At 41.3% G+C, this 24,776-nt stretch carries 28 protein-coding genes, 1 tRNA gene and 1 other RNA gene; 11 read left to right on the top strand and 19 right to left on the bottom strand.

From position 1 onward, the window contains the following. Positions 1–84: 84 nt before the first annotated feature. On the top strand, positions 85–279 hold the full coding sequence (gene yjzH / locus BSU_12069) for a hypothetical protein (RefSeq protein ID YP_003097709.1): 195 nt from the start codon (positions 85–87) through the stop codon (positions 277–279). A gap of 39 nt (positions 280–318) precedes the next feature. Here yjzH and trnE read toward each other — a convergent pair whose 3' ends face one another. Then, the gene (gene trnE, locus BSU_12060) at positions 319–798 is read right to left on the bottom strand and encodes a cys-tRNApro deacetylase; tRNA editing (RefSeq protein ID NP_389088.1); all 480 of its coding nucleotides are present in this window, start codon (positions 796–798) and stop codon (positions 319–321) included. A 228-nt stretch (positions 799–1,026) separates the two neighbouring features. Between trnE and yjdH the strand changes: the two genes are divergently transcribed. Together yjdH and yjdG are read left to right on the top strand one after the other, a co-directional pair. After that, positions 1,027–1,422 carry a putative spore coat protein gene (gene yjdH, locus BSU_12050; RefSeq protein ID NP_389087.2) on the top strand — a complete coding sequence of 132 codons (396 nt, stop codon included), beginning with the start codon at positions 1,027–1,029 and terminating at the stop codon, positions 1,420–1,422. A 218-nt stretch (positions 1,423–1,640) separates the two neighbouring features. Beyond that, the gene (yjdG, locus tag BSU_12040) at positions 1,641–2,147 is read left to right on the top strand and encodes a putative acetyltransferase (protein NP_389086.1); all 507 of its coding nucleotides are present in this window, start codon (positions 1,641–1,643) and stop codon (positions 2,145–2,147) included. 45 nt (positions 2,148–2,192) lie between these two features. Here yjdG and yjdF read toward each other — a convergent pair whose 3' ends face one another. The 4 genes from yjdF to manR form a co-directional block, all read right to left on the bottom strand. Next, positions 2,193–2,675 carry a hypothetical protein gene (gene yjdF / locus BSU_12030; RefSeq protein ID NP_389085.1) on the bottom strand — a complete coding sequence of 161 codons (483 nt, stop codon included), beginning with the start codon at positions 2,673–2,675 and terminating at the stop codon, positions 2,193–2,195. A 169-nt stretch (positions 2,676–2,844) separates the two neighbouring features. Then, positions 2,845–3,792: a mannose-6 phosphate isomerase; cupin family gene (manA, locus tag BSU_12020; RefSeq protein NP_389084.1), complete on the bottom strand. Its 948-nt coding sequence runs from the start codon at positions 3,790–3,792 to the stop codon at positions 2,845–2,847. Between the two features lie 14 nt (positions 3,793–3,806). Next, complete coding sequence (gene manP / locus BSU_12010; protein ID NP_389083.2) at positions 3,807–5,759, bottom strand: phosphotransferase system (PTS) mannose-specific enzyme IIBCA component; 1,953 nt, start codon at positions 5,757–5,759, stop codon at positions 3,807–3,809. 147 nt (positions 5,760–5,906) lie between these two features. Next, the gene (manR, locus tag BSU_12000; protein ID NP_389082.2) at positions 5,907–7,853 is read right to left on the bottom strand and encodes a transcriptional DNA-binding activator; all 1,947 of its coding nucleotides are present in this window, start codon (positions 7,851–7,853) and stop codon (positions 5,907–5,909) included. 550 nt (positions 7,854–8,403) lie between these two features. Here manR and yjdB point away from each other — a divergent pair. Beyond that, the gene (yjdB, locus tag BSU_11990; RefSeq protein NP_389081.1) at positions 8,404–8,751 is read left to right on the top strand and encodes a putative exported protein; phage island; all 348 of its coding nucleotides are present in this window, start codon (positions 8,404–8,406) and stop codon (positions 8,749–8,751) included. A 148-nt stretch (positions 8,752–8,899) separates the two neighbouring features. On the opposite strand, the gene yjdA is transcribed toward yjdB, so the two are convergent. The 9 genes from yjdA to yjcN form a co-directional block, all read right to left on the bottom strand. After that, entirely contained in the window at positions 8,900–9,655 is a 756-nt protein-coding gene (yjdA, locus tag BSU_11980; RefSeq protein ID NP_389080.1) for a putative acyl-carrier protein oxidoreductase; phage island, read from the bottom strand. A gap of 236 nt (positions 9,656–9,891) precedes the next feature. Continuing rightward, positions 9,892–10,209, bottom strand: a complete 318-nt coding sequence (gene yjcS / locus BSU_11970) for a conserved hypothetical protein; phage island (RefSeq protein ID NP_389079.1) — start codon at positions 10,207–10,209, stop codon at positions 9,892–9,894. A gap of 173 nt (positions 10,210–10,382) precedes the next feature. Beyond that, entirely contained in the window at positions 10,383–10,910 is a 528-nt protein-coding gene (gene yjcR, locus BSU_11960) for a putative phage-related nucleic acid binding terminase small subunit; phage island (protein ID NP_389078.1), read from the bottom strand. Between the two features lie 160 nt (positions 10,911–11,070). Beyond that, positions 11,071–11,355 carry a conserved hypothetical protein; phage island gene (gene yjcQ, locus BSU_11950; RefSeq protein NP_389077.1) on the bottom strand — a complete coding sequence of 95 codons (285 nt, stop codon included), beginning with the start codon at positions 11,353–11,355 and terminating at the stop codon, positions 11,071–11,073. 11 nt (positions 11,356–11,366) lie between these two features. Beyond that, positions 11,367–11,870, bottom strand: a complete 504-nt coding sequence (gene yjcP, locus BSU_11940; protein NP_389076.1) for a conserved hypothetical protein: phage island — start codon at positions 11,868–11,870, stop codon at positions 11,367–11,369. 265 nt (positions 11,871–12,135) lie between these two features. After that, complete coding sequence (gene yjcO / locus BSU_11930; protein NP_389075.1) at positions 12,136–12,597, bottom strand: putative DNA binding protein; phage island; 462 nt, start codon at positions 12,595–12,597, stop codon at positions 12,136–12,138. Positions 12,598–12,633: 36 nt separating this feature from the next. After that, positions 12,634–12,807, bottom strand: coding sequence for a hypothetical protein (yjzG, locus tag BSU_11929; RefSeq protein ID YP_003097708.1), 174 nt, complete (start codon positions 12,805–12,807; stop codon positions 12,634–12,636). Positions 12,808–12,822: 15 nt separating this feature from the next. Next, positions 12,823–12,954 carry a hypothetical protein gene (gene yjzF, locus BSU_11928; protein ID YP_003097707.1) on the bottom strand — a complete coding sequence of 44 codons (132 nt, stop codon included), beginning with the start codon at positions 12,952–12,954 and terminating at the stop codon, positions 12,823–12,825. Positions 12,955–13,106: 152 nt separating this feature from the next. Next, positions 13,107–13,427 carry a conserved hypothetical protein; phage island gene (gene yjcN, locus BSU_11920; RefSeq protein ID NP_389074.1) on the bottom strand — a complete coding sequence of 107 codons (321 nt, stop codon included), beginning with the start codon at positions 13,425–13,427 and terminating at the stop codon, positions 13,107–13,109. 125 nt (positions 13,428–13,552) lie between these two features. Between yjcN and yjcM the strand changes: the two genes are divergently transcribed. Beyond that, the gene (gene yjcM, locus BSU_11910) at positions 13,553–14,782 is read left to right on the top strand and encodes a conserved hypothetical protein; phage island (RefSeq protein NP_389073.1); all 1,230 of its coding nucleotides are present in this window, start codon (positions 13,553–13,555) and stop codon (positions 14,780–14,782) included. A gap of 840 nt (positions 14,783–15,622) precedes the next feature. Here yjcM and trnSL-Val2 read toward each other — a convergent pair. After that, positions 15,623–15,695, bottom strand: a tRNA-Val gene (trnSL-Val2, locus tag BSU_tRNA_83). Between the two features lie 172 nt (positions 15,696–15,867). On the opposite strand from trnSL-Val2, the gene yjcL reads away from it, so the two are divergent. Continuing rightward, the gene (gene yjcL, locus BSU_11900) at positions 15,868–17,058 is read left to right on the top strand and encodes a putative integral inner membrane protein; possibly aquaporin-related (protein ID NP_389072.1); all 1,191 of its coding nucleotides are present in this window, start codon (positions 15,868–15,870) and stop codon (positions 17,056–17,058) included. A gap of 69 nt (positions 17,059–17,127) precedes the next feature. After that, the gene (gene yjcK / locus BSU_11890; protein ID NP_389071.1) at positions 17,128–17,673 is read left to right on the top strand and encodes a putative ribosomal-protein-alanine N-acetyltransferase; all 546 of its coding nucleotides are present in this window, start codon (positions 17,128–17,130) and stop codon (positions 17,671–17,673) included. A 32-nt stretch (positions 17,674–17,705) separates the two neighbouring features. Here yjcK and metC read toward each other — a convergent pair whose 3' ends face one another. The 3 genes from metC to mswA all read right to left on the bottom strand — a co-directional run bounded on the left by metC (position 17,706) and on the right by mswA (position 20,180). Beyond that, a complete protein-coding gene (gene metC / locus BSU_11880; protein ID NP_389070.1) occupies positions 17,706–18,878 on the bottom strand; it encodes a cystathionine beta-lyase in 1,173 nt (390 codons plus the stop codon). After that, positions 18,871–19,992, bottom strand: coding sequence for a cystathionine gamma-synthase and O-acetylhomoserine thiolyase (gene metI / locus BSU_11870; protein ID NP_389069.1), 1,122 nt, complete (start codon positions 19,990–19,992; stop codon positions 18,871–18,873). The genes metC and metI overlap by 8 nt, the downstream gene beginning before the upstream one ends. Before the next feature lie 67 nt (positions 19,993–20,059). Continuing rightward, positions 20,060–20,180: S-adenosylmethionine riboswitch (gene mswA / locus BSU_misc_RNA_15), an RNA gene on the bottom strand. A 167-nt stretch (positions 20,181–20,347) separates the two neighbouring features. Between mswA and yjcH the strand changes: the two genes are divergently transcribed. Genes yjcH through yjcF form a run of 3 tightly spaced genes read left to right on the top strand, consistent with a single transcriptional unit; the run spans position 20,348 to position 22,048 of the window. Continuing rightward, complete coding sequence (gene yjcH, locus BSU_11860; RefSeq protein NP_389068.1) at positions 20,348–21,070, top strand: putative stress-related hydrolase; 723 nt, start codon at positions 20,348–20,350, stop codon at positions 21,068–21,070. 36 nt (positions 21,071–21,106) lie between these two features. Next, entirely contained in the window at positions 21,107–21,622 is a 516-nt protein-coding gene (yjcG, locus tag BSU_11850; protein NP_389067.1) for a putative RNA ligase or phosphoesterase, read from the top strand. Between the two features lie 3 nt (positions 21,623–21,625). Beyond that, entirely contained in the window at positions 21,626–22,048 is a 423-nt protein-coding gene (yjcF, locus tag BSU_11840) for a putative acetyltransferase (RefSeq protein ID NP_389066.1), read from the top strand. A 72-nt stretch (positions 22,049–22,120) separates the two neighbouring features. Here yjcF and yjzE read toward each other — a convergent pair whose 3' ends face one another. Next, entirely contained in the window at positions 22,121–22,375 is a 255-nt protein-coding gene (gene yjzE / locus BSU_11839; RefSeq protein ID YP_003097706.1) for a hypothetical protein, read from the bottom strand. Between the two features lie 116 nt (positions 22,376–22,491). Between yjzE and yjcD the strand changes: the two genes are divergently transcribed. Continuing rightward, positions 22,492–24,771, top strand: coding sequence for a putative ATP-dependent DNA helicase (sporulation associated) (gene yjcD, locus BSU_11820; protein ID NP_389064.3), 2,280 nt, complete (start codon positions 22,492–22,494; stop codon positions 24,769–24,771). The last annotated feature ends 5 nt before the right edge of the window (positions 24,772–24,776 follow it).

Genomic DNA, 24,776 nt, shown 5'->3' with positions numbered 1-24,776 from the left:
GTGAAATATACTTTCCGACCTTAACCTAGGTTTTCGGAACTTCTCGCTCCATTTTACGTATACCTTAATAGGAGGGATCAAACGATGAAAGAATATGAATTCGTAAGAGTTGAGCTGAGTACGATGAGAAGAAGGCCTAAAGAAGACTACCAGCAAATCATCCATGATTATGCGAAAAGAGGCTGGAGATTCGTTCAGATTTTCGCTCCCAGTATAGATGGGTATGGGGCAGCTGCTTATTTTGAAATCATATTTGAAAGGGATGCGGAAAAAGCTTAATCGATATGACTAAGCTTTTTCGTTCCCCTATATCTGCATCTATACAATTTCTGCAAATGCGGCATCACATGATCTGGCTAAATCTTGTGGCGCCAACTTTAGCTGCATACCGATTTTCCCTGCACTGACAATAATAAAATCAAGCGTTTCTGCAGATGCATCAATATAGGTCGGGAACAATTTTTTCATGCCAATTGGCGAGCAGCCGCCGCGAAGATAGCCAGTTACCGCTAACAGCTCCTTCATTGCAATCATTTCTATTTTCTTTTCCCCTGTCACCTTTGCTGCCTTTTTTACATCTAACTCTTCTGCAACGGGTACAACAAAGACATAATAATGATTTGTTCCTGCTGCTGCAACCAACGTTTTATATACATATTTCAAAGAATAACCGATTTTTTCCGCAACAGAGATGCCATCTACCGGCTGGCCGTCTGTTTTATACCCTAATACCTCATAAGAGATGTTCTGCTGTTCTATCAGACGAACCGCATTTGTTTTTGCCATTTTTTTCGCCATTGTTTTCACCCACTATCAAAATGATGTATGTCTAACTTCTTGCAGTAATATGTAAATTCTATCATCCTAACCTGCATTTTCAAGGTTACTAGCATTGAATCAACGGAAGGACAAATTGATTTCCTTGGACGCCTATAGCCCATTATTAGTCTACATGGAACAAAACAGGAATGAACAAATAACTCCCACATACAATTTGTATGAATGGAAAATAAAGGAGTGGTTGCTTTGTATCATTACTTTTATGGCCCTGCGTTAATTCCTTACTTTTCACATACTCATAACCCTCAAAGAAGTCCAGACTTTTCAGAAAGACAGCGAAGAAGAGAAATCACATTGACTGTAGATGGCTTTGTCCCCCCATCTTCCACCGAAGATCTTGGAGACGGCTTTTATTCTTACGCATGGACGAACCAACAGGTCATCAATCCAGGTGAATACTTAGTTTGTCATCTTGAAGGAAGAGATATCAACGTGATAAATGGTGGGTTCACTCCGCGCGATACTGCTCCATTGTATGCGGTAGCAAGCTTTCCAAGACGAAGAAACCAATGGGTCATTATCATTCATAATCCTGTGCAAACCCAAAGAGCCATATCGCTTTATTTGATTGCGAAAAGGTAGCACAACATGTTATCAGAAACCCTGCATTCAGGAACAGAAAAACGGGTAGGGACACATTAACATCAGCATTTTCCTACCCGTTTTTGGTCTGGGCAAACTCTCACCTGTCACTCTTTCAATCCCCCTCAATTTTTTCATCTTTCTCTACTGCCAAGGTACCAGAGAAAATTGTTATATGTTATCATTATTCCCAGTAAAAAGAAAAGAGGATTAAATATATGGTTCTCCTTGAAACGAATCGATTACGATTACAAACGATTGATATTCCCCTTCTTGACGCCGCGTCTAAACAAGATCATCAGGCTATCAAAGAATTAGGCTATGAAACAAATGGTGAATGGCCAAATTCTGATTTTTTTGAAGCGATACCTTATTTCCGCGAGATTTTAGTCAAAAACAATGGAACAAAAGGATTTGATTCATGGATTATTGTAAAGAAGGACAATTATGAAATTGTTGGGGGAACTGGATTTTTAGGTGACCCAGACGAAAATGGCATGATTGAAATCGGTTTTGCAACAAATAAAAGTCATCGCCGCAAAGGTTATTGTGTGGAAGCCGCCCAAAAACTAATAAACTGGGCATTAAGCCGAGAAACAGTATCCCGGATCACCGCAAGATGCGAACATGATAATCTAGGCTCACAAAAAACCTTGGAGAAGTTAGGGTTTATATTGAATCATAAATCAGCGGAGTATAAACATTGGATATATGTTACAAAGTAGAGTCCTTAATTACAAAAGCAGGCACTGCGCCTGCTTTTGTTTGGATTATTTACCTCTGTGCTTCTTTTTCGCTTTTTGCTTTTTGAGCATATACCTTTGCTCTTTTACATGTTCTCGTTGTTCTTTCATTATTTGTTTTTTCTTTTGCTTTCTTGCTTCAAGCTCTAGCTTTATCGCCTCTTGAGCTTTAGAAGTTACTCCGGCGTTTTTCAACTCTTTTGAAACCTGGCGCTGCAATCTTTTTGGATTGATCTTTTTTTGACGCCTGCCTTGTAAACGCACTCCTTCCTGCTCAGCTTGGGCCATCATATTCAAAAGTTGGTTATGAACAAACTCTAATACTTCAGAATCCCTCGGCTCTTTGCCAAAAAGATGACGAAAGGCTCTTAGCTTTCCATTGTCCACAACTTCAACAACGCCTACCCAAAACTGACCATCGTAGTAAATCGTTAATTTCATAACGATTCCCTCCTCATAAAAGATATTAAAGAATGATGGACATCCCGAGGAGGGGAAGGTTACTGACATTCTCAATCATGCATCCGGACTACCAACCGAATCGTGTTTTTTCATTCTTTACCATATACAGAAAAGAGTGTAACATTTCTTCTCCAACTATTAAACTCTTATTTTATTTAGATCATTGCTGGAGAATAGGCGTCTTCACTCGCAAATTTATTTCTCAAGCCCTGCCATGTTACAGATGGGAGACGATACATTCTGCATATCCTTCGAGTTTAAATTCTCCAAGACCGTAAGGCAGCAACATATGATCTCCTTTTTTGAAAGGATAGACATACTCACCAGAGATCATACGGCCCTCCCCTTCAATCACACTGATAAGAAGGAATGGTTTTTGCTGCTTTAAGCTTGCTGATCCTGATAAGTTCCATTTCCCCACCGAAAAGTAAGCGCATTCAATCAATGTCGTTGTAAGCAAATCCTCAATTTGTTCATGGTGAACTGTATGCCGTTCTGGAATAGACGGGACCTCTATCACTTCAATGCTCTTTTTCAGATGAAGCTCGCGCAGCTTGCCTTCTGCATCTTTTCGGTCATAATCATATAATCTGTAGGTTGTGTCTGAGTTCTGCTGCGTCTCCAAAGCAAGAATTCCTTTTCCAATCGCATGAACAGTACCGCTTGGCACATAGAAAAAATCCCCCGGCTTTACCTTTACACGGCGCAAGAGCTCATCCCATTCTCCACGCTCTATCATGGTAGTTAGTTCTTCCTTTGTTGTTGCATTGTGGCCATAAATAATCTCGGCATCTTTTTGGCAATCAATAATGTACCAGCATTCTGTTTTTCCAAGCTCACCGTTTTCATGTATGTTGGCATATTCATCATTCGGATGCACCTGAACAGATAAGTCCTGGTCAGCATCTAATATTTTTGTAAGCAGAGGGAAACGGTCCCCTTCAAGCTGTCCGAATAAATGTCTGTGATGTTCCCATAATTCGCTGAGCGTGAACCCCTTATACATTCCGTTTTGAACAACGCTTTGACCATTTTGATGCGCGGCAAAAGCCCAGCACTCCCCTGTTCGTTGTGACGGAATGGTATAGCCAAAATCAGCTAAAGCGGTCCCGCCCCAAATTCTTTCTTTGAAAACAGGCTTGAAAAATAACGGTTCAGTCGTCATGAAAATCCCCCGCTTTATTCGATTTCTTCTAGCAGCTTGTATGCTTCTTCTGTTGTTTGCACGGAGAGCAGCCGCTCCCTATAATTGTCATCCATTAGCTTTCGAGATAGCATCTGCAGTATTTTGAGATGCTGGTTTCCCCCGCTCTCTTTCGGTACAGCAATCATAAAGATTAATTTAGCTTCTGATCCATCCAGGCTATTCCAATCAACGCCTGATCGTTTGATCCCAAAGGCAACACTCGGCTCCCTGACCGCCTCAGACTTTCCGTGCGGAATCGCGATATTCATGCCAATCGCCGTTGTTCCCTGTTGTTCACGATTCAAAATGGCTTGTTTAAACCCGCTCTCTGAAAGCAGCGCACCTCTTCGTGACAATTTCTGAATCAATTCATCTATGATGTCATCACTCGTTTCCCCCGATAAATTTGGTTCAATTAATTCCGGGCTGATAATGTCTGTCAGTTTTTTAAATTCCGACATCTCAGCTTTTTGGCTTTGAATTGGCTGCTTTATTTCATTTGCTGCCGCAGCTTCACTTGGCGCGGAGGTCGGTGCAGTTTCACTGAGCACAGGAGACGCCGTAATATCCTTTTTTAGTACATTGACGAACAGAGCAGTGACAAGAGATCCTGCAATCACAGCAATAAAAAACATCAAGACATGATCAACTGCGCCAAGCACTGCAACGATAGGTCCGCCGTGCGCCACTCTGTCTCCCACATTGCCAATCATGGCTATCACAGAACCTGTCATTGAGCCTGCCATAATACTTGGAATAACGCGCAGAGGGTCCTGCGCCGCAAATGGAATCGCTCCTTCAGTAATGCCGAAGAGCCCCATCGTAAATGCCGCTTTCCCCATTTCTCTTTGAGATGCCTCGAATTTTCTTTTTCCTAAAAACGTCGCAATGCCAAGGCCAATCGGGGGGATACAAATGGCGACAGCAATTGGTCCCATAATTTCATAATTTCCTTCTCCAATCATTGCCGATCCAAACAGAAACGCCACCTTATTTACGGGACCGCCCATATCAAATGAGATCATCGCCCCTAAAATCAATGCCAGAAGGATCGAGCTCGACCCTTTCATCCCCGCCAGCCAAACTGTTAAAGAGGCGAAAATTTGAGCTACAGGCGCGCCGATCAAAAACACAAACGCTAAACCTACAATCAGTGATGCAAACACCGGAATAATAATAATCGGCATAATCGGCTGGATGGCTTTTGGAACTTTTAATTTTTTGATCCAAAGTGCCGCGTATCCGGCCAAAAACCCGGCAATAATCCCCCCGAGGAATCCGGCGCCGCTTGCGCTGTCATAAAAACTTCCAGTCGCCGCAATATAACCGCCGATCATACCTGGCACAAGCCCCGGTTTATCAGCGATGCTATAGGCGATATAGCCGGCTAAAATCGGAATCATAAATGAAAATGAAGCACTGCCGATCTGTTCAATCGTTTTCCAGAAGGAATCATCCGGAATAACTAAGCCTTTAGGTGTTTTCTCCCCTCCAAGCGTTAATGCAACCGCTATCAATAATCCGCCGACAACAATGAAAGGAACCATAAATGAAACGCCGTTCATTAAATGACGGTAAATTGGATTTTGTTTCTTCTCCTGATGATTACCGGATTCCGATTTTGTAGCGGAACGATAGACCGGTATATCCCCGTTAAGAGCTTTTTGAATCAATTCTTCCGGTTTGCGGATACCGTCCTGTACCCCCACAGACAGCAGTTTTTTGCCTATAAACCGGTCTTTGTTTACCGAACGGTCTGCAGCAATAATGATTGCGTCCGCTTCGCGAATTTCCTCTTCGGTTAGCTTATTTTCAACACCAATCCCTCCCTGGGTCTCAACTTTGATGCTAACGCCCAGTCTGTCAGCAGCTTTTTGCAGATTTTCTGCTGCCATATACGTATGGGCGATTCCATTCGGACAAGATGTAATCGCTAACAGTTTCATAGGAAACCTCCTTTAAAGTGTGAATAATAAGATCTTGTCTCAACTGTATACCGAAATCAGCTCATTAAAATCGCTTTTTTTACCATAGGTTCCGGTAATAAAGGCATTTTTCCCTATAACAAAAAAAGCAAGGAATAATCCCTGCTTTTAATAATCCAAATGAGATAAAAATGTCATGACATTGGTTTCTTTCGTCAGCTTCTGGACGAAGGCCGGCTGCTCGCTAAGATATGAAAGCTCGCTAAACAGCTGCTTTGTCATAGTTTGATCCTCGTGTTTGACAGCCAGCATAAAAACGAGCGAAACTTTTTCATTTCCCCATTCAAGCGGCTCCTTTAATGTGGCAATCGCGATTGCTGATTGTTTAATAAATTTAGCGTTTGCATGAGGAATGGCAATGCCTGACCCAATATTTGTAGCCGACATTTTTTCCCTCATCACCGCATGAACCGCATAGTCCTTATCAACATAGCCTTTCTCAAACAAAGCTGTCGCCAGCTGTTCGATTAACTTGTAGCGATGCTCCGCCTCCTGCTGCAAAAAAACCAAAAAAGGAGTCGTATTGTTCAGCATCTGAAACGTTTTTTGTTTTTGGCGGTGTGATTCGCCCAGCTGACGTATAAACGCACTTAATTTCTTCTCTTCGCCAGGCTCTAAAAGCGGAGACACAACAATATGGGGAACCGTTATATTCTCCAGCGCAATGGTGGATATGACAAGATCAATATCCTCATGCTTTTTGATATAATCCTTTAAATCGGCCTTTGCAATACAAGCCATTACAGCGATTTGGTGATATTTCCGTTCAATTTTTGTCCGCAGCAATTGTGACATCCCAATCCCCATGTGGCAGACGATAACCGCCTTTTTATGTGTCTCGCTGCTGCCCTGCATCCGTTCGATCGCTGCCTGAAAATGCAATGTCAAATATGCTGCCTCTTCCTCAGGAATATGAAGATCAAAAGTTTGATTGATGTCTTCCAAAACATCAATGATGAGGTGGAACAAATAAGGGTACATCTTTTTGATGTCATTGAGCATAGGATTTGCTACAGAAAGATCGTAGCTCAGCCGTTGTAGCACAGTATTGAGATGAATGTTCAAACCATTGATCAAATCCTGATCCTTGTGAAAATCCATCATTTTCAGCTCTGAAACACGATTGATTAAATGCCCTACAACCTTAGGAAGCACAGCATTTTCAAGGTTCTCTTCTGTCTGCAATGGATAACGAACCTTACCGCCCAATATATGTAATGTTAAGTACACGGCTTCTTCTTCAGGGAAGCGAATTGCAAAAACCGGTTCAAGCCGCTGTAAACAAGCAAATGTCCATTGATATTCTTTCTTCTTTTTTACTGCCGCCATTTCTTTTGGGGACAATGAAATCGGCTGCTTCATTTTGATGCGGCGGACCATTAACAATGTATGCAGCAACAAACTTTCAAACGTTTCGTCTGTGAAATAGAGGGAATGCTTTTTTTGTAGTGATTTGATTTCTTTCGTCACAAAGTCTACTTCATAATGTAAAAACTTACTTTTAATAAATTGGCTGGTAAACGCTGTATTGTGAATCAAATCAGATATTCTTGCCAATGCCTTTCTTTTATTTCTTTCGTTCCCTTCAACCTTTAATCCAAGCCGCTGCCTAGAAACCAGTGTGAGATCAAAACGCTTCAGCCACTCTTCTACTGCGTATAAATCCTTTTTAATGGAAGATCGATTGACAAAATGCCGAGCGGCAATGTCTTTTGCGGAAACAGGCTTCGGATTCATTAATAAGTCATAAGCAATGTGCAGCATTCTTTCCTTATCGCTCCGCTGCCTAGAAGAAAAATGTTCAGTATGTAATTGTTGGCTTAGCCAGGTCCTTTCCTGTTCTTCTATATGTAAATAAACGCCCAACCCTGGTTTTCGAATAAGCTGTGCATGAGAATGCTCATTGAGATAATCCTCGATCACTTTCAAATCATTCCGGATTGTTTTTTCAGAACACTGTACCCTATCTGCGAAATCTTGCACAACTAAATAGTCATCAGGTTCAGATAACAACAGATACAAAATCTCTTTTTGTCTTGTATTTATGTATTCCATCTGTTTTTCTATCCTTCCTGTCAGTATCTACTTGAGCAAATTGATAGTATAAGTATACTATATAAGAAACCGTTTACATTATAAAACAAAATCATAGAGACAAAAGTTTCGTTTTTTACCGAAGCTTCCGGAAAAAAGCGATTTTTATACTCTTTGAGTTTGCTATGTAATGTATATTCAGCAGAAATTCATAAAAATACTCCAATTCTTCACCTATTTAGAACGAAGATTTTCTAATGTATGAGTACGAAAGTAAGAACATGATGAAGAAAAGTGATTTGGTATCTTCGGGGATAAAGTGCAGGTAACAAAATTTCCACACGCTCAACAAACTAATACCCATCAAATGTGTGCTATTAACATTTTAAGGATGGCCATTCTCTCTCAGCAATTTTCCATCATAAATACAAACTCTGTGCAGGGCACACAATATTCTTAGCTCAAATCAATTGATCGTTCACATATTATTAACATTTATTTACAAGGAAAATAATTACTTTTATTGAATTGTTATAGTGCAAGACAAAAAACTTTAAAGGAGTGTTTCAAAATGAATTTCAAAAAAACGGTTGTTTCTGCTTTATCGATTTCTGCGTTAGCTCTGTCGGTCAGCGGGGTAGCTTCAGCTCATGAAATAAACTCCACACCTACTGAAGTAAAGAACATTTCTATTTCACCTACACATGTTATCAAGATTCAAGACTATAATTTACCTCTAAAAGTTGGAGAAACCTATTCTGTTAAAAATAATTCAGCTACTCGTTATTGGACTGATAACCAAAAAGTTGCTGAAGTCGATCAAAATGGTTTAGTGACGGCTAAATCAAAAGGGAAAGCCACGATTACTTTGTTTAAAGGTACTGCAGTATTCGGAAAAGTATATGTAACGGTTTATTAATCTTTATCCGCCAGATTTTCTGGATGCAAAACATGCATGAATAAAATAAGGTCCCCCTCTAAAAAGAGAAGGGACCTTATTTTCGCTTCAAGTTTAGATTTAGTTTTGGGAATACATCATACATTGGTGTATACCGTGTTTCATTAGCTTAGCCCCGAATAAATCCACCTTCTGAATGAATAATTTGTCCAGTTATCCATTCAGCCTCATCACTTGCAAGAAAGGCAATCATTCGTGCTGCATCATCTGGTGTGCCAATACGCCCCATTGGAAATTTAGGTGAAAGAAAATTTCTTATTTCATCTGTCATCCATGTAGAATCTGTTGGACCTGGGTTTACGGCGTTAACAGTGATGCCCAATGGTGCAAGTTCTTGTGATAACGACCTAGTAAATGCAGAAATAGCTCCTTTAGTTGCTGCATACGCTAACTCCCCAGGCAAAGGACCTAAATCCTGCCCTGATGTCATATTGATGATTCTTCCTGATATTAAATTAGATTTTTTAAACCGACGGGCGAATTCAACACAAAGAAGAAAATTCGATCTCATATTAACCGCATAATGCTCATCAAGTGATTTAGCATCTAACGATACATAATTATCACTTGCGGAATGAGCTGCATTATTAATAAGGATGGAAGGATATCCTAATTTATCTGAAATTTTTTCATGTATTGTGAATGCAGCATGTGCATCTGATAAATCAATTTTCATTGCCTCACAGCGGACACCCATACGTAAAATTTCTTGTTGAAATTCTTCTATCCAGGCCGTATCAGAATTCCAGTGAGTAAAGAAGATATGTATACCCTGTGAGGCTAACTTACGACAAATAGCCGTACCAATATCCCCTTGACTGCTTGCTCCTGTAATTAGTGCAATTTTTTCTTGAGAATGACTCATTATTTTAACCTCCAATTTATAAGGAGTATCTCCATTATGATGGTAACAAGCTATCCAAATAATATAATCCATTAAATCAAACAGAGCTGACTTTGAATACATTTTAAAATCAGCTTAAAAAAACATTTTCGTCTCAAAAAATATTAAATAGAAAAAATAAGAGTTGGACAACAATTTACTACTTAGTCACAAGTGGCTGATACTAAGTCATTGAATGTCTCTTTTTAAAGAGCCTTTCAATCATTCACATTGCTTTTCATTAACCATTCTACTTCCGTTAATTCTTGTTTTTGAACGTCTATTGTGTGTTTTTTTGTGAAATGGATTTTCACAGCTTCTTCGTTTTCCCAAATCTCCCAAAGCATTATTTTACGTTCTGATGGCTCAAGCGGATAAGCATGGAATGTAATACAACCCTCTTCTTTGTTCGTTTCTTCCTCAAGTTTTTTGAATTCCTTCATTATCTCATTAAGGTCTTTATCACTGATGATTTTTAAACATGCCGTTATGTAATGCATCGAAATTCCCCCTCCCATCATTTTATGGCTTTTCATTATAACATTTTCTTGAAAAATAAATATAACTGCGACATTGATTGCTCGAGTTAATCAATCGCTGTATGTAAAGGATTTAAAAATTGAAATCAAATAAAAAACCTTCATTTTATAGGAAGGTTTAGAAGTTATATTATCAAGTTTGAAGGCAATCTGAAGCAATGTGAAATGTGTTAGGTGTTTGTTTCACTGTAAAGTCTGTAGCGAAACCACGTACTAAAACTAATGACAAGCCCATCTTCAATTTCGCTGACCTCAGATATGAGGGACCTTTTCTTTTTCAGCTCTTTGATCATTTCTTCCTTATCAGAAACGAACATGATCTTTTGCGCCCGAAGAATGGCCGCATATTGAATCTGTATCTGATCCCATATCATATCAGCTGGCGAACGCTCCTGAATCTCTTCCATGATTTCAAGCGTCTCTTCTGGCAAGAATTTAGAGAAAAAGCCGTGAGTCACAGCATTTTGATTCTTCTGTGGTGCGCCGCCATTGTTCCCTAATGCATTTTTGTTGCCCGGTTGCCCGCCTTTTTTTGTGTGCACACTTTTTTCAATGGGTGCACCCTTTTTCCTTTCCCAACCATGCCGCTGCTTCCACGATTTAATGGTGTTCACTGACACCCCGTATTTCTCGGCAAGGTCCTTGTATTTCATGCCTTTGACGTAATCCTTATACGCCTGAATGTGCTTTTCGGCCATCTACATTCACCGCCGCCCCCTTCTGATTCGTGTTGTTTTGGAAAAGATATTCCCTCTAAACCACCACCGTGCTCAAGCCGTTAACCGCCAATTGTCTATCCTGAGACTTACCGGAAGCAGTTTACAGGGAACAAAAAAAGCACCCCGCAGGATGCTCTTATTATTTAATCCAATCTTTAATCTCTTTAATGGTCTTATAGGCCTTAGACCATGTTCCATTCTCTTTCAAGTAGTTTTCACCTTTCTCTGTCAGTTCAGGTCCTAATTTGTATAAATGAGGTCTATCATCTGAATAATGGACCCCAATGATATACCCTTCGCGTTTTAAAAAGTTCACAGCATCATCAAATTGATCTTCAGTAACTCCAATATCGTTTTCTGACAAAGGGGTATTACCTTCAAAAATTTCTTTTAAGATTGCATACCTTAATTTATCCTTATTCATATTTTCTCCTTTCAGTCTTTAGATCTGTCTTTCACTTTTCTCTCTTTGACTTGTTCAAATATTTTCATAATAGAAATTGCTTGATTTCTATGTTTTCTTTCTACTGCAATTATCCAAACAATAGCAGCAATTGTACCAGCAGCAAAAGATAAAGCTCCCCAATGTTTTTCATAAAAATTAAAGAACATGGTGAGATATGCTGCAAATAAAGGGATAAAGGCTGGAACATATTTTGAATGATCATGGATAATATCTATATGAGAAAATCTCGATATAGCAAATTCTAAACATTCAATATCCAACTTATAAAGAAGAGATTGGAACCTTTTGTATTCTTCCTTATCATGACCAATTCGAGTTTTTTCAAGAAAGAAAGCAAGTAGCTCCTTTTTGTGATAAGTATAAATCGCATTTTCCAGTTCTTCTAAGTCCTCATTATTCTTCTCTTCAATATTTCGCTTTTCAATATTTCGCTTTTCAATATTCTTCTTTTTATTATTTTTCTGTTTTTTCATTTTACAATTCACTCCCATTTTTAATATCGGGAATGAAAAGTTATCGATTAACAATTTGCAAAATTTGTCGAACGAATCTGTTGAAAAAAACATATTTTGTCGGGGATATTAACATGTACGCAATACTGCTGCTGTTTTATCACCGATTCACTATGTAAGACCTCCCAGTTGAGTTGATCCTCGCTTACCACTGGGAGGTTTTACTCATTGTATGAAATTGGTGGTGACGCAGGAATAATCCGCCGCGCCGATCCTGCCCCCCATTTTACACCGCCGATTTAAACGAATTCAAATATTGCAGAAAGTTGGCTTCTTTGACTTTATTGACGATGTTGCCGATTATGGCTGTTTTGATCTTTCTGATGGTATCCCGGGAGCAATCAAGGTGGTTTGCAATAGCAGTGTAGCTCATGCCTTCCATCATGCAATCGTAAACGATTCGGTGCTTTTCTTCTTCAATGTGTTCCATTGCATTGTCCAGGTAATGCACAATAGATTCATATTTGTGAAGCCGCCTTTCTCTTCGGTCCATCTGCCGCAATTCTGCCTGACTGACGCCTGCTGATCCCCTTGGCATGCCCGCTTCCTCCCCGTATGTTGCAGTGAGCTTTGTGCTAATAAAATCCACTTTGTTTAATACACGGTTGAGCCTTTTGATCTCCCGCAGCATGAATTTATAATCACGAATCCATTCCTCAATCTCCCATGCAATCATTTGATCTGTCATAGTGCTTTCCCTCCTGATAGTTAAATAGAGTAAGTGTCATTCCAGTTGTTTGCTTTTTGTTCTGCGATATATTGAGGGCCTCGATACCTCTTTCACGTTGATACTGAAGGTTTTGACCAAGAAGGCTTTCAACTCGTTATAGAGCTCTTCTTTGCCGCAAAAGATATTCACAAGCTTTCCGTTTTTATAAGCGAATCCGTTTTTCATCATCCTCAAACTCCCTTTTTACTTTCTGCGTTTATAAGCGCCGCCTTTGCCACGTCTGAGTGTTTGCATGTTAGTGTTCATCATTTGTTGCCAGAAACGATCTAAGCGCTCATGTTGCTTCTGTGATGGTTTCTTTTTGGACTGTTTCATGTCTAATTACTCCTTTCATAGCTAGTAATCGCGATAGACATCTGGTTAGTTGCGAAAAAAAACGGACACCGATCGAAGCACAAATTTCTCTGTAAAACGATCAGTGTCCGCAGGCTTTCCGTCTTGGACTTATTCAATTTTAAAATTTATTTTTACGGCCCTGTGCCACAACTTACTTCGTATTCACCATCTGATGATTTTTTCGAATAGCATAAGTGAGGAGTTTGCCCTGTTTCATCTTTCCAATCTAGCCAATTTACATAATAAAGATTCCCAGATTCATTGTCTCCTTCTCTTTTCTGGAGAACTGCAAAGTAGCTTTGGTAGGGATATCCTCTTTTATAAATTTCGTGTCTGATTGCTCCTTTTTCCGAAGAAGCTGTAAAGACAACAGGAGATAGAACTGGAAGTACTATCAATATAACAATAAGTGCTGCCAAGAGAGAAAGTATAATTTTAGTTTTCTTTTTCATTTTTTCCTCCGATACCTTTTTATGTATTTATTTTTATGTTATATTATTACATGTATTTTATGCCATATTTCAATTGGTGTAAATGATAAATATTACTTATATTTAGATTTTATTGGAGGTTTCGTATGAAAAAAGAATTACTTGCTTCACTAGTTTTATGTCTATCATTGTCACCATTAGTGTCAACAAATGAAGTTTTTGCAGCCACTACTAATAAAGAGACTAAAGAAAATGTTTCAATTACCAACGAGATTGGTTACGAAAAAGTTAAGGATATGTTAGAACAACAAAAATATGATTTTGAACACAACACTCCTTTAGCGCATCCTAAAGAGTCTAAATTGACTGATTCCGACGAAGGAGTCTTACTGTATTCTGCGTTAAGTAAAGTGGACAAACAAAAATTCCACGAGTTTACATACGATATAGACGATGTTAAGACTTCTGAAAAAAACAATAAGCTAATTGTTGAAGCTTATATTACTCGAAACTTTGTTTTTGGTGTTGAAAAAGTAACAACATCTCTGGGCGATAATATTAAACTTGAAATTCCCAAAACAACTTCTAATAAACAAAGTTCTCAATCAACAAATACTTCTAATCTAAGTTTCTCTCAAGTTAAAAATTCTTCTAATCAACTAAATGTAATACCATTGAGTAATTCTTCTAAGCAACTAAATGTAACACAATTAAATAATTCTTCTTCAACTCTACAATATGAAAATGATGAAGAATATTCTTCGGATGTTAAATTAGATGAATTTTTAAAAAAATATAAGCAAGAAGTGAAAAATGATGATAAAGAAGAAGTGAAAAGTGAAGATAAACCAGTAAGTATGAACTTCAATGCTGCTAACTCTAATCAACTAACTGTGACTGCAACATCTGTTAAAGGATATAGTGGTTACGCTGCAATGAAATATGCAGAAAAATATGCCTTAAAACCAAATAAAAACTATAAATATTATAAAGACAAAGATTGTACTAACTTTGTTTCCCAAGCATTAAGAGCTGGAAGAATGCCGTACTTTAAAGAATGGAAACCCTATACAGATGCTTGGGTTAATGCAGGAGCCTTTAGATCATACATTTTAAAAGCTGGCGGAATAAAAATGAAGACTGTTTCTGATACATATTCAAATGTAAAGCTTGGAGATGTATATCACTATGATTACCATAATAAAATAGGTCTTCGCTATGCTGATGGTTGGATGGATCATACGGCTATCGTAACGAGCCGAGCAAATATGAAACTTTATGTAAGTTATCATTCTACCAATAGACTTAATGTTCCTCGAGAATATGTTACTTCTAAGGAAGGCGGAAAACGGTATGTTTCTAGTATTCGCAATTAATAAATTGATACTAAATCGTTGATCATGCCTTCCGCTACTTAATAAGCTGTTGGGAAAGCAATCCCCTGATCTAGAGTGGTTCAGGGGATTTTTGTAATTTAAACGTGTTCCAACGCTCAGAAATTCCGTTCATTTGTTTTCCCTCTTCTCTCAATACATCAATATCTTTAAAGTAAACCGCAGCCGTAAATGAAATGATTGCCCCGATCAAAGCAAGGTTCGCTTTCATGTCCGGCCTGTAATCGTGTTGGAAATATATCCAGAATCAACATCCCATCAGCAGAAACAATATTCTAAGTGCCATCCAATCCCCCTAACTCAACTTACTAACAAAAAAACACCTTGGATGTTTTTGTATTCCATTTAATAATAAAGTTGTATTTTAAAAAAAGAAGTGCTTAAAATGAAATTGAAAAAGCTTTAACTGGTTTTGCATTATCCCTTGCTTTACTCGTTACTGTTGCTCCTGCTTTTGCTACAAGCCTTGCAAACCATAGCACAAATCACGAATCAGTATCACCCCAAGCAATTTATCAAGATTATTATAAAGGGGCTGATTCTAGAGCAGAATTTAAAAATACAATTGATGTTTTCAGTACAAAATTTCATTTAAAAGATGCATGGCTGAAGTGACGGTCTTGGACTGGCTATTCTCAATGAAGATTTAACAGAAATCCGATCTTCCGTTTGTTACTATTGAACTAATCAAGTAAGTTTGGAGGTAGTTTTTGGACTGCGGTCAATGAATTTCGCCAACAGTTCGCCAACAACTCACGAATTTGACGAACCGGCTTTATTAACGCAAAGTAAAAAACCCTTGCTGCGCAAGGGTTTAAGCTATGATTCCGACTGGGCTCGAACCAGCGACCTCTACCCTGTCAAGGTAGCGCTCTCCCAGCTGAGCTACGGAATCATGATATGTATGTGTTGCTGGGTATGTTGTTATCTTTCTGACAAGTTCTATTATATAACCTTACCTTCTATTCGTCAACTGCTTTTTTAGAAAAACTTTTTTTGGACTTGCTGTTCCGTTCCCCGGCTATTATAATATGTCTTAATTTTCTAACAATAGAGGTGATGGGGTTTTGCATTCTTTGATTTCTTCTGATGATGTATGGGTATTATGGGGGTTTATTGCGGTGTGGGCGGCAGTGAGCATCGGGCTGGAGCAGCGCTTTAAGTGGGCGTCTGCTGTGTCGGGCGCTATTATCGCCCTTGCAGGTGCTATGGTGTTTACAAATGTAGGAGTGCTTCCTGTTGAGTCGCCCGTGTATGACACTGTGTGGTCTTATGTGGTACCGCTGGCGATACCACTTTTATTGTTTCAGATCAATGTTAGGCAAATTTTTAAGGAAAGCAGGCGTTTGCTGTTTATTTTTCTGATTAGCTCCGTTGGAACAGTGCTTGGCAGTATCCTGGCTTTTTTTCTACTCAAACAGCATATTCCTTACTTAGATAAAATCGGTGGGATGATCAGCGCCTCTTATATCGGCGGCGGGGTCAACTTTGCGGCGATGGCGGCAAAATTTGAGACGCCTGGTGAATATGTGTCGGCTACCGTTGTGGCTGATAATTTTATGATGGCGCTTTTGTTTTTTATTTTAATCAGCATTCCTGCACTCAAATGGTTTCAGCGGCATTATGCCATGCCGTTTGAAGAGAAGGTAAAAGCCGATGGAAACAGCGGAAACAGTGCTGAAAGCTATTGGAAACGGAAGGATATTTCCTTAAAGGATATCGCTTTTAATGCCGGTGCCGCTTTCGCGCTTGTTGCGGTTAGTATGAAGGTTTCCGGTTATTTTAAAAGCATTTTTTCTCATCCCCTGCTGACCGGTACGCTTGGCGATCAGTACCTGGTTCTTACGTCTTTAACTGTTCTTATCATTTTTCTTTTCCCGCGTTTTTTTGAAAGGCTCAATGGATCTCAGGAGCTTGGAACCTTTTTGATTTATTTGTTTTTTGTGGTGATCGGCATTCCTGCAGATCTCCGCTTAATCGTCACGAATGCGCCTCTTATTCTATTATTCGTGTTTATCATTGCGATTAGCAATTTAGCGGTTTCCTTAGCTGCCGGAAAATTGTTCCGTGTGCGGCTTGAAGAAATTCTGCTCGCCGTCAACGCTACTGTCGGGGGACCGACGACTGCGGCTGCGATGGCAATTGCCAAGGGATGGCGGGAGCTTGTCGCCCCGATCATGCTTGTCGGTACGCTCGGCTACTTAATCGGCAACTATGTTGGCACTTTTATGGGAAATTGGTTTTCTTCCTTCTTATAAAAAGGATATTTGCATTTCCCTGAGAATAATGTAAGAGGAATGCTGACATGAGAACGGAGAGATCACTATATGTTAAAAGGAAAAACCATTTATGTTAGACCTTTAGAAGTAACGGATGCCGAAGAAAATCTGGGGCTGCAAAGCGAAAATCGAGATTTTTTCGAACAGTTTTCTATGATACGCGCAGACGATTACTATACGGTTGAGGGGCAAAGAAAACGAATAACCGAGTATCAGGAAAGACTTGAGAAAGATGAAGAATATCATTTTGGCATCTTTACAGCGTCAGACGATAGATTAATCGGGACGGTTTCGCTCTTTCAAATCATCCGTGGCGCGCTGCAAACTGCGTTCATCGGGTATTTTTTAGACAAAGCCCATAATGGAAAGGGCATTATGACAGAGGCAGTCAGATTGGTTGTTGATTATGCGTTCCACGAATTGAAACTGCATCGGATTGAAGCCGGTGTGATGCCCCGTAATCTCGGGTCCATGCGTGTTTTAGAAAAAGCGGGATTTCATAAAGAAGGCATCGCCCGAAAAAATGTAAAAATTAATGGCGTTTGGGAGGATCATCAAGTCCTCGCGATTCTGAATCCTGATGACGAACAATAATAAAAGAAGCCGGACTATCCCCGGCTTCTTTTTTAACGAACCGAAACTGGAGCAATTTCTTTCAGCGCTTGTTCGAAATCGTGTTCTAAATCGTCTGCATGTTCGACGCCGACACTCAGACGGAGCAGGCCATCAGTGATACCGCGTTTTTCACGCTCTTCCTTAGGCATTGCCGCATGAGACATCGTTGCCGGATAGGACAAAATCGATTCCACGGCGCCAAGGCTGACAGCGAAGACTGGGAGTGACACATTCTCGACTAACTTCTTAACGGCCTCTTTGCTTTCAAGCTCAAAAGATAGCACGGCGCCCGCTCCCGTTGACTGGCTTTTATGGGTTTCAGCGCCGGGATGATCAGCCAGTCCCGGATAATACACGCGCTTGACCGCCGGGTGCTTCTGGAAAAATTCCGCAAGCCGCTGAGCTGTTTGACTCGCTTTCTCTAAACGGACCTGCAATGTTTTTAATCCGCGCAGGACAAGCCAGCAATCTTGCACGCCAAGGACGGCGCCGAACGCGTTTTGTAGCTTATACAGCTGCTTCCCAAGCTCTTCATCTTTGACAGCAGCCAAACCTGAGAGCACATCGCTGTGTCCGCTTAAGAATTTTGTCGCGCTGTGAAGTACAATATCCACGCCGAGATCAAGCGGACGCTGCAGTGCCGGCGTCATGAATGTATTGTCCAGAAAGGTCAGGCAGCCGTTTTCTTTTGCAAGCTGAACAACTGCTTTAATATCCGTAATCCCAAGTGTCGGATTTGATGGCGTCTCCATATAAATGACCTTTGTGTTCGGCTTGATGCTCCGCGCCACTTCATTACGATCCGTCATGTCGACAAACGTATGCTCAATGCCAAACCGGGTCAGCACCTCTGTCACCATACGGAAGGTTCCGCCGTATACATCTTCTGTCACAAGAACGTGATCACCCTGTGACAGCAGTAAAAATGCTGTTGAGATGGCAGCCATGCCTGAACTGAAAGCAAATCCTCTTGTTCCGCCTTCCAGTGCGGCAATTGTTTCTTCGAGAGCTGTTCTTGTCGGCGTGCCAGAGCGGCTGTAATCATATGCCCCGAACTCTTCAAATGAAGATTGGTGAAAAGTCGAGGCGTGCTGAATCGGTACACTGACTGCCCCGGTTCCGCCGTCTGTTTTAAATGGATTGTGCACGAGCTGGGTTTCCAGCGTCCAATTGTGTTTACTCAAATGAAACAGCTCCCTCTTTGACCTGACATAATGCCTGTTTTAGATCCTCTTTTAAATCTTCCGCATGTTCAATACCGACAGAAAAGCGCAGCAACCGATTGCACACCCCGTTTGCGATGCGGATCTCTTCAGGAATATCCATGTGCGTCTGGGTCGCAGGGTATGTAATAAAGCTTTCCACCCCGCCGAGGCTTTCTGCAAAACAAATGGTCTTCAGTGCTTTTAAAAACGGATTGACCCATTCTTCTTTTTGCAGACGGAAGGACAGCATGCCGCCTTTTCCGGGATACAGCACATCCGAAATTTCTTCCTGCTCTTCTAAAAACGCCGCAAGCTCCTGCGCGTTTGCCTGATGCTGGCGCATTCTGAGGCTCAGCGTCTTCATTCCTCTCATCAGAAGCCACGAATCAAATGGCGGCAGGACGGCGCCGATTGCATTTTGATGCTGAAACATTTCCTCTCCGAGCCGCTCATCCTTCACCACGACAAGTCCAGCAAGCAGATCGTTATGCCCGCCTAAATACTTGGTTGCGCTGTGAATGACAATGTCAGCTCCCAGCTCAAGCGGCCGCTGCAAGACCGGTGTATAAAATGTATTATCTACGATCAGCAGAAGACCGTGCTCCTTTGTAATCCGGGCAATATGTTCAATGTCCGCCTCCTGCATGAGGGGGTTTGTCGGCGTTTCCACAAACACCGCTTTTGTATTCGGCGTAATCTTAGAGCGTAAACAGTCCTCATCGCTGAAATCATCATAATGAAAAGTCAATCCGTATTTTTTCCATTCATTTTCAAATAAACGGTACGTGCCGCCATATAGGTCCGATGAAACGATCAGTTCATCTCCGCTTTTAAACAGCGCCATAATCGTTTGGATAGCAGCCATTCCCGAACTAAAGGCAAGCCCTCTCGCGCCGTTTTCTAAGTTAGCGATCGCGTCCTCAACAAGCTGGCGTGTCGGATTTTTTGTGCGGACATAATCAAATCCGGTAGATTCTCCGATCCCTCTGTGGCGGTATGCTGTTGATAAATAGATAGGAGCACTCACTGTTCCCGTGACTTCATCGCTACGGTTCCCAATTTGAGCTAATTTCGTTTCAACGTGCTGTGACATATAGCTGACACCTTCCCTTTTCAAAATAAAAACCCCTTCTTCATAAGAAGAAGGGGTTTAACGCTTCTTCTTATCTTCCAAGCATAAAAAACGCTTGCTGGATTTAGCACCTTGGCGCTTTGCAAATGCAAAACAAGCCGGTTGCTGAGGTTTCTAAGGGCCAGTCCCTCCACCTCTCACGATAAGAAATATCGATTTCAATTTTCTGATTGTTTTATATTAGCGCAATTCACAGTTTATTTCAACACTTTTTTCTTCGTGTGCCGAACCGTTTAAAGAGAGAAATTTCTAATAATTCATGGTACAATAATTGAAAATGCAAGAAAGTATAGTGATGTCCTGGAGGAATGTTTTTATGGCACCGAAAAACGGCACAGTGCAAGAAAAGAAATTCTTTTCAAAAGAGCTTAACGAGGAAATGACCTTGCTTGTTTATCTGCCGTCCAACTACTCCCCGCTTTATAAATACCATGTCATTATCGCGCAGGACGGCCACGATTATTTCAGGCTGGGGAGAATCGGCAGACAGGTTGAGGAATTGCTGTCGAAACGCGAAATAGACCGGAGCATTATTATCGGTGTTCCCTATAAGGATGTAAAAGAGCGCAGAAACACTTATCATCCGGAGGGTTCAAAATTTTCGGCTTATAAACGGTTCATCGCCCATGAGCTCGTTCCTTTTGCAGATGATGAGTATCCAACCTATCAGATCGGTTACGGCCGAACGCTGATCGGTGATTCGCTCGGAGCAACCGTGTCACTTATGACAGCGCTTGATTATCCGAATATGTTTGGCAACATCATCATGCAGTCTCCCTATGTTGACAAACACGTACTAGAAGCCGTAAAACAGTCAGACGATATCAAACACCTCTCTATTTATCACCAAATCGGAACAAAAGAAACTGACGTCCACACGACAGACGGGAACATTCTGGACTTTACAGAACCGAACCGGGAGCTGAAACAGCTGCTGGAGAAAAAGCTTTCCGATTATGATTTCGAGCCATTTGACGGAGACCACAAATGGACATACTGGCAGCCGCTCATCACCCCGGCGCTGAAAAAAATGCTTTAACACTCTATCATACTTTATTTCCAGGAGGGACATAATATGAAATACGGAATCGTTTTATTTCCATCAAAAAAGCTCCAAGACCTTGCAAACTCTTACAGAAAGCGCTATGACCCAAGCTACTCTCTAATCCCGCCTCATTTGACGCTGAGAGCATCCTTTGAATGCGCGGAGGAGAAAGCGGATCAGCTCGTATCACATTTAAGAAACATCGCAAAAGAGTCCCACCCACTCGTTCTCAAAATGACAAAATACAGCTCATTTGCGCCTGTCAATAATGTCATTTACATCAAAGCAGAACCGACGGAAGAGTTAAAAACACTCAATGAAAAGCTATACACCGGTGTGTTGGCAGGAGAACAGGAATATAATTTCGTTCCGCATGTGACGGTCGGCCAAAATCTTTCCGACGATGAGCATTCAGATGTGCTGGGACAATTAAAAATGCAGGAAGTGTCGCATGAAGAAATCGTTGACCGTTTCCACTTGCTCTACCAGTTGGAAAACGGATCGTGGACAGTATATGAAACCTTCTTGCTAGGCAGAGGAGAATAATGTTTGAAAGCAGTTATCGCAAAAAATGAAGAACAACTGAAAGATGCATTCTATGTAAGAGAAGAAGTCTTTGTCAAAGAACAAAACGTGCCTGCTGAAGAAGAAATTGACGAACTTGAAAATGAGTCAGAGCATATCGTCGTGTATGACGGTGAAAAGCCTGTCGGTGCCGGAAGATGGCGCATGAAGGACGGCTACGGCAAGTTAGAGCGGATTTGCGTACTGAAAAGCCACCGCTCAGCCGGTGTCGGCGGCATCATTATGAAAGCGCTCGAAAAAGCCGCGGCAGACGGAGGCGCTTCCGGTTTCATTTTAAACGCGCAAACACAGGCTGTGCCGTTTTACAAGAAACACGGGTATCGCGTGCTTTCTGAAAAAGAATTCCTCGATGCCGGCATTCCGCACTTACAAATGATGAAGGACTGAACGCATCCGGATCTTTTGAGATCCGGATTTTTACTGCATATAAAAAAACCGTTCTCTGGTATGAACGGTTTTTTATACATATCGATTAATATATGTCCCCATTCCTTTTTCTCGCAATCTCTTATAAAGAGAGCGCTTACGTTTCATCTCGTTTACTTTTCTTTCAGCTGCCGTTTGATTCTCCTGCTGCTTTTCCAGTTCTTTGTATACCCGCTGAAACGGGACATAGCTGATTTTTTCGGTTCCGGCATAATCCTGCTTATGTCCAATCGTTCTATTAGCATATTGAGCGTATTGCTGGTTCTGAATTTGACCTGCATATATCATACAATACCCACCCCTCTGCTGTCTCTTTTCCCTTAAACTTACTTTTTGAAACACATTTCTTTTGATATGATAGTCATTGTCTGTAATGAACACCTTTTGATTGGGAGGACCCCTTTTTGAAATGCGCCCGACTGAATGATAGAATCATACATTTACATACATATTCGAGAGAACATTATCAATTCCTCTTTGAAGAGGGAATAAAAGGACATTTATTTTGTTCTCATTGCGGAAAGCCCGTTTTGTTACGGCTTAACATCGCCGATCCGCCAGAGTTTATCCATCGCCAGCCAGGCGATTTTCCGGCATGTGAGGAGGCGTGCGAACCGAAGCCCTCTAAAGAGGGGAAAAAAGAAGATGATCAGGAATCTGGTGTCATTCGTTTACCCAAGGGAAAAGCGATCGCCGCTGACCCGTCCCCAGCTGTTACAGAATGGCACCGTCCTAGAAGCATTAAACCAGGAACACCATTTGTGCCAAAAACAATAGAACCCGATACGAGCCTTTTTCCGTCTGTCGGTTTAAACACGGATCAGCTGAAAGCTGTCACGGAAACAGAGGGCCCGCTCCTCGTGCTTGCAGGTGCGGGGAGCGGAAAAACACGGGTACTGACAGCCCGTGCCGCCCACATGATCGAACACTTAGGCATACCGCCTGAAAATATGCTGCTTGTCACCTTTACAACAAAAGCTGTCGCTGAAATGAAAGAGCGTATGGCGAACCAGTACGGATTACAGCCGGCAAAAGTCAGAAGAATTGTGACAGGAACATTCCACAGTCTGTTTTATAAGATCTTGTATCACTCTAATTCTGCTAAATGGAACGGTGAGCATCTGCTGAAAATGGAGTGGCAGCGGGAACAATATATCAAAAAAGCACTCTATGAAGAAGGCATCGATGAGAAAGAATCCCCAGTTGACCAAGCCCTGCAGCAGATCGGTTTTTGGAAAAACACTTATGTCCCAAATGAACGCATCCCTCTAAAAGATGAGTGGGAAAAACAAGTTTATCGTTTATATGAACATTATGAACGCCAGAAAAAAGAACACAGCCAATTTGATTTTGATGACATGGCTTCAGCCTGCTATGAATTGTTTATCGAGCGGCCTGACCTTCTGGAACAATATCAATCTCGGTTTACGTATATCTTAATTGATGAGTTTCAGGACATTAATCCGGTTCAATACAAAATCATGCAAATGCTCGCCAGCCCGGAGCAAAACCTGTGCTGTGTCGGAGACGATGACCAGTCCATCTACGCGTTTCGCGGAAGCAATCCGTCTTTCATTCTTGATTTTCAAAAGGATTATCCGGGAGCGAAGACGATCTATTTAACTGCGAACTACAGGTCTACGCACCCGATCGTCTCTAGTGCTGATATCGTTGTGAAAAAGAACAAAAACAGATATGCCAAAACGCTTGAAGCGGCCCGCGATGACATTCAGGTCCCTGTGCTGTTTTATCCTTATGATGAAGAGGAAGAAGCCACAATGGTCGTTTCCGATATCAAAGAAAAAATTCAAAATGGAGCCAGTCCAGAAGACTTTGCGGTTCTTTACCGCACAAACAGCGGAGGCCGTGCTATATATGAAAGGCTTCATCAATCGTCAATTCCGTATACAGCTGACCGCGGCGTCCAATCGTTTTACAGCAGACGGATCGTCCGCCAGATTCTCGCCTACTTGTACGCCAGCCAAAATGAGGATGACACCGAGGCGATTAAACACTTGCTTCCCGCCTTGTTTTTAAAACAGTCCGCTTTGAATACGCTGAAGGCGCTCTCGATTACAGAGGACTGTACCATGATCAAAGCGCTGGCCAAATTGCCTGATCTGAAGCCATTCCAGCTGGACAAAATCAAGAAAATCGTACCGTTTTTTGCAAGCCTCCGCACAATGAAACCCGTAGAAGCCATCACCTTTGCAGAAGGAAAAATGGGCTTCTCCGAGTATTTAAAAAAGCGGGGCAATGAGGGCAACAAGCTGGAAAAAGGCTCTGATGACCTGCGCGACATCAAGGTTGTCGCCAAGAAGTTCAAAACGATTCCTGACTTTCTTGCCCACGTAGACCATATGAGGGCCGCTGAGAAAAACAGAACGGATGAACATGGCGTTCAGCTGATGACCATTCACCGGTCAAAAGGCCTTGAATTCAAAACAGTCTACGTGTTAGGCACTGTAGATGGCTCGATTCCGCACGATTTCTCATTAGAAACGGCAAGAAAAGGAGACGAGGCCGCTCTTGAGGAGGAAAGACGCCTTTTATATGTAGCCATGACCCGGGCGAAACAGCATTTATATTTGTCTTGCCCTGCTAACAGGCGCGGCAAAACAGCCAACCGCTCAAGATTTTTGTATCCCCTGCTACAGAAAGCAAGACAGCCCTTGCATCATTAACAGCC

Origin of the sequence: Bacillus subtilis subsp. subtilis str. 168 (assembly GCF_000009045.1) — a bacterium.
In the GTDB taxonomy this organism is placed as follows: domain Bacteria; phylum Bacillota; class Bacilli; order Bacillales; family Bacillaceae; genus Bacillus; species Bacillus subtilis.
The sequence above is the reverse complement of the archived record's forward strand: the minus strand, read 5'-3'. Positions and strand labels throughout refer to the sequence as shown.

Coding starts and splice junctions, on each gene's coding strand:
- yjzH (YP_003097709.1), top strand. CDS start 85: ATGAAAGAATATGAATTCGTAAGAGTTGAGCTGAGTACGATGAGAAGA.
- trnE (NP_389088.1), bottom strand. CDS start 798: ATGGCGAAAAAAATGGCAAAAACAAATGCGGTTCGTCTGATAGAACAG.
- yjdG (NP_389086.1), top strand. CDS start 1,641: ATGGTTCTCCTTGAAACGAATCGATTACGATTACAAACGATTGATATT.
- yjdF (NP_389085.1), bottom strand. CDS start 2,675: ATGTCAGTAACCTTCCCCTCCTCGGGATGTCCATCATTCTTTAATATC.
- manA (NP_389084.1), bottom strand. CDS start 3,792: ATGACGACTGAACCGTTATTTTTCAAGCCTGTTTTCAAAGAAAGAATT.
- manP (NP_389083.2), bottom strand. CDS start 5,759: ATGAAACTGTTAGCGATTACATCTTGTCCGAATGGAATCGCCCATACG.
- manR (NP_389082.2), bottom strand. CDS start 7,853: ATGGAATACATAAATACAAGACAAAAAGAGATTTTGTATCTGTTGTTA.
- yjdB (NP_389081.1), top strand. CDS start 8,404: ATGAATTTCAAAAAAACGGTTGTTTCTGCTTTATCGATTTCTGCGTTA.
- yjdA (NP_389080.1), bottom strand. CDS start 9,655: ATGAGTCATTCTCAAGAAAAAATTGCACTAATTACAGGAGCAAGCAGT.
- yjcS (NP_389079.1), bottom strand. CDS start 10,209: ATGAAAAGCCATAAAATGATGGGAGGGGGAATTTCGATGCATTACATA.
- yjcR (NP_389078.1), bottom strand. CDS start 10,910: ATGGCCGAAAAGCACATTCAGGCGTATAAGGATTACGTCAAAGGCATG.
- yjcQ (NP_389077.1), bottom strand. CDS start 11,355: ATGAATAAGGATAAATTAAGGTATGCAATCTTAAAAGAAATTTTTGAA.
- yjcP (NP_389076.1), bottom strand. CDS start 11,870: ATGAAAAAACAGAAAAATAATAAAAAGAAGAATATTGAAAAGCGAAAT.
- yjcO (NP_389075.1), bottom strand. CDS start 12,597: ATGACAGATCAAATGATTGCATGGGAGATTGAGGAATGGATTCGTGAT.
- yjzG (YP_003097708.1), bottom strand. CDS start 12,807: ATGATGAAAAACGGATTCGCTTATAAAAACGGAAAGCTTGTGAATATC.
- yjzF (YP_003097707.1), bottom strand. CDS start 12,954: ATGAAACAGTCCAAAAAGAAACCATCACAGAAGCAACATGAGCGCTTA.
- yjcN (NP_389074.1), bottom strand. CDS start 13,427: ATGAAAAAGAAAACTAAAATTATACTTTCTCTCTTGGCAGCACTTATT.
- yjcM (NP_389073.1), top strand. CDS start 13,553: ATGAAAAAAGAATTACTTGCTTCACTAGTTTTATGTCTATCATTGTCA.
- yjcK (NP_389071.1), top strand. CDS start 17,128: ATGTTAAAAGGAAAAACCATTTATGTTAGACCTTTAGAAGTAACGGAT.
- metI (NP_389069.1), bottom strand. CDS start 19,992: ATGTCACAGCACGTTGAAACGAAATTAGCTCAAATTGGGAACCGTAGC.
- yjcH (NP_389068.1), top strand. CDS start 20,348: ATGGCACCGAAAAACGGCACAGTGCAAGAAAAGAAATTCTTTTCAAAA.
- yjcG (NP_389067.1), top strand. CDS start 21,107: ATGAAATACGGAATCGTTTTATTTCCATCAAAAAAGCTCCAAGACCTT.
- yjzE (YP_003097706.1), bottom strand. CDS start 22,375: ATGATATATGCAGGTCAAATTCAGAACCAGCAATACGCTCAATATGCT.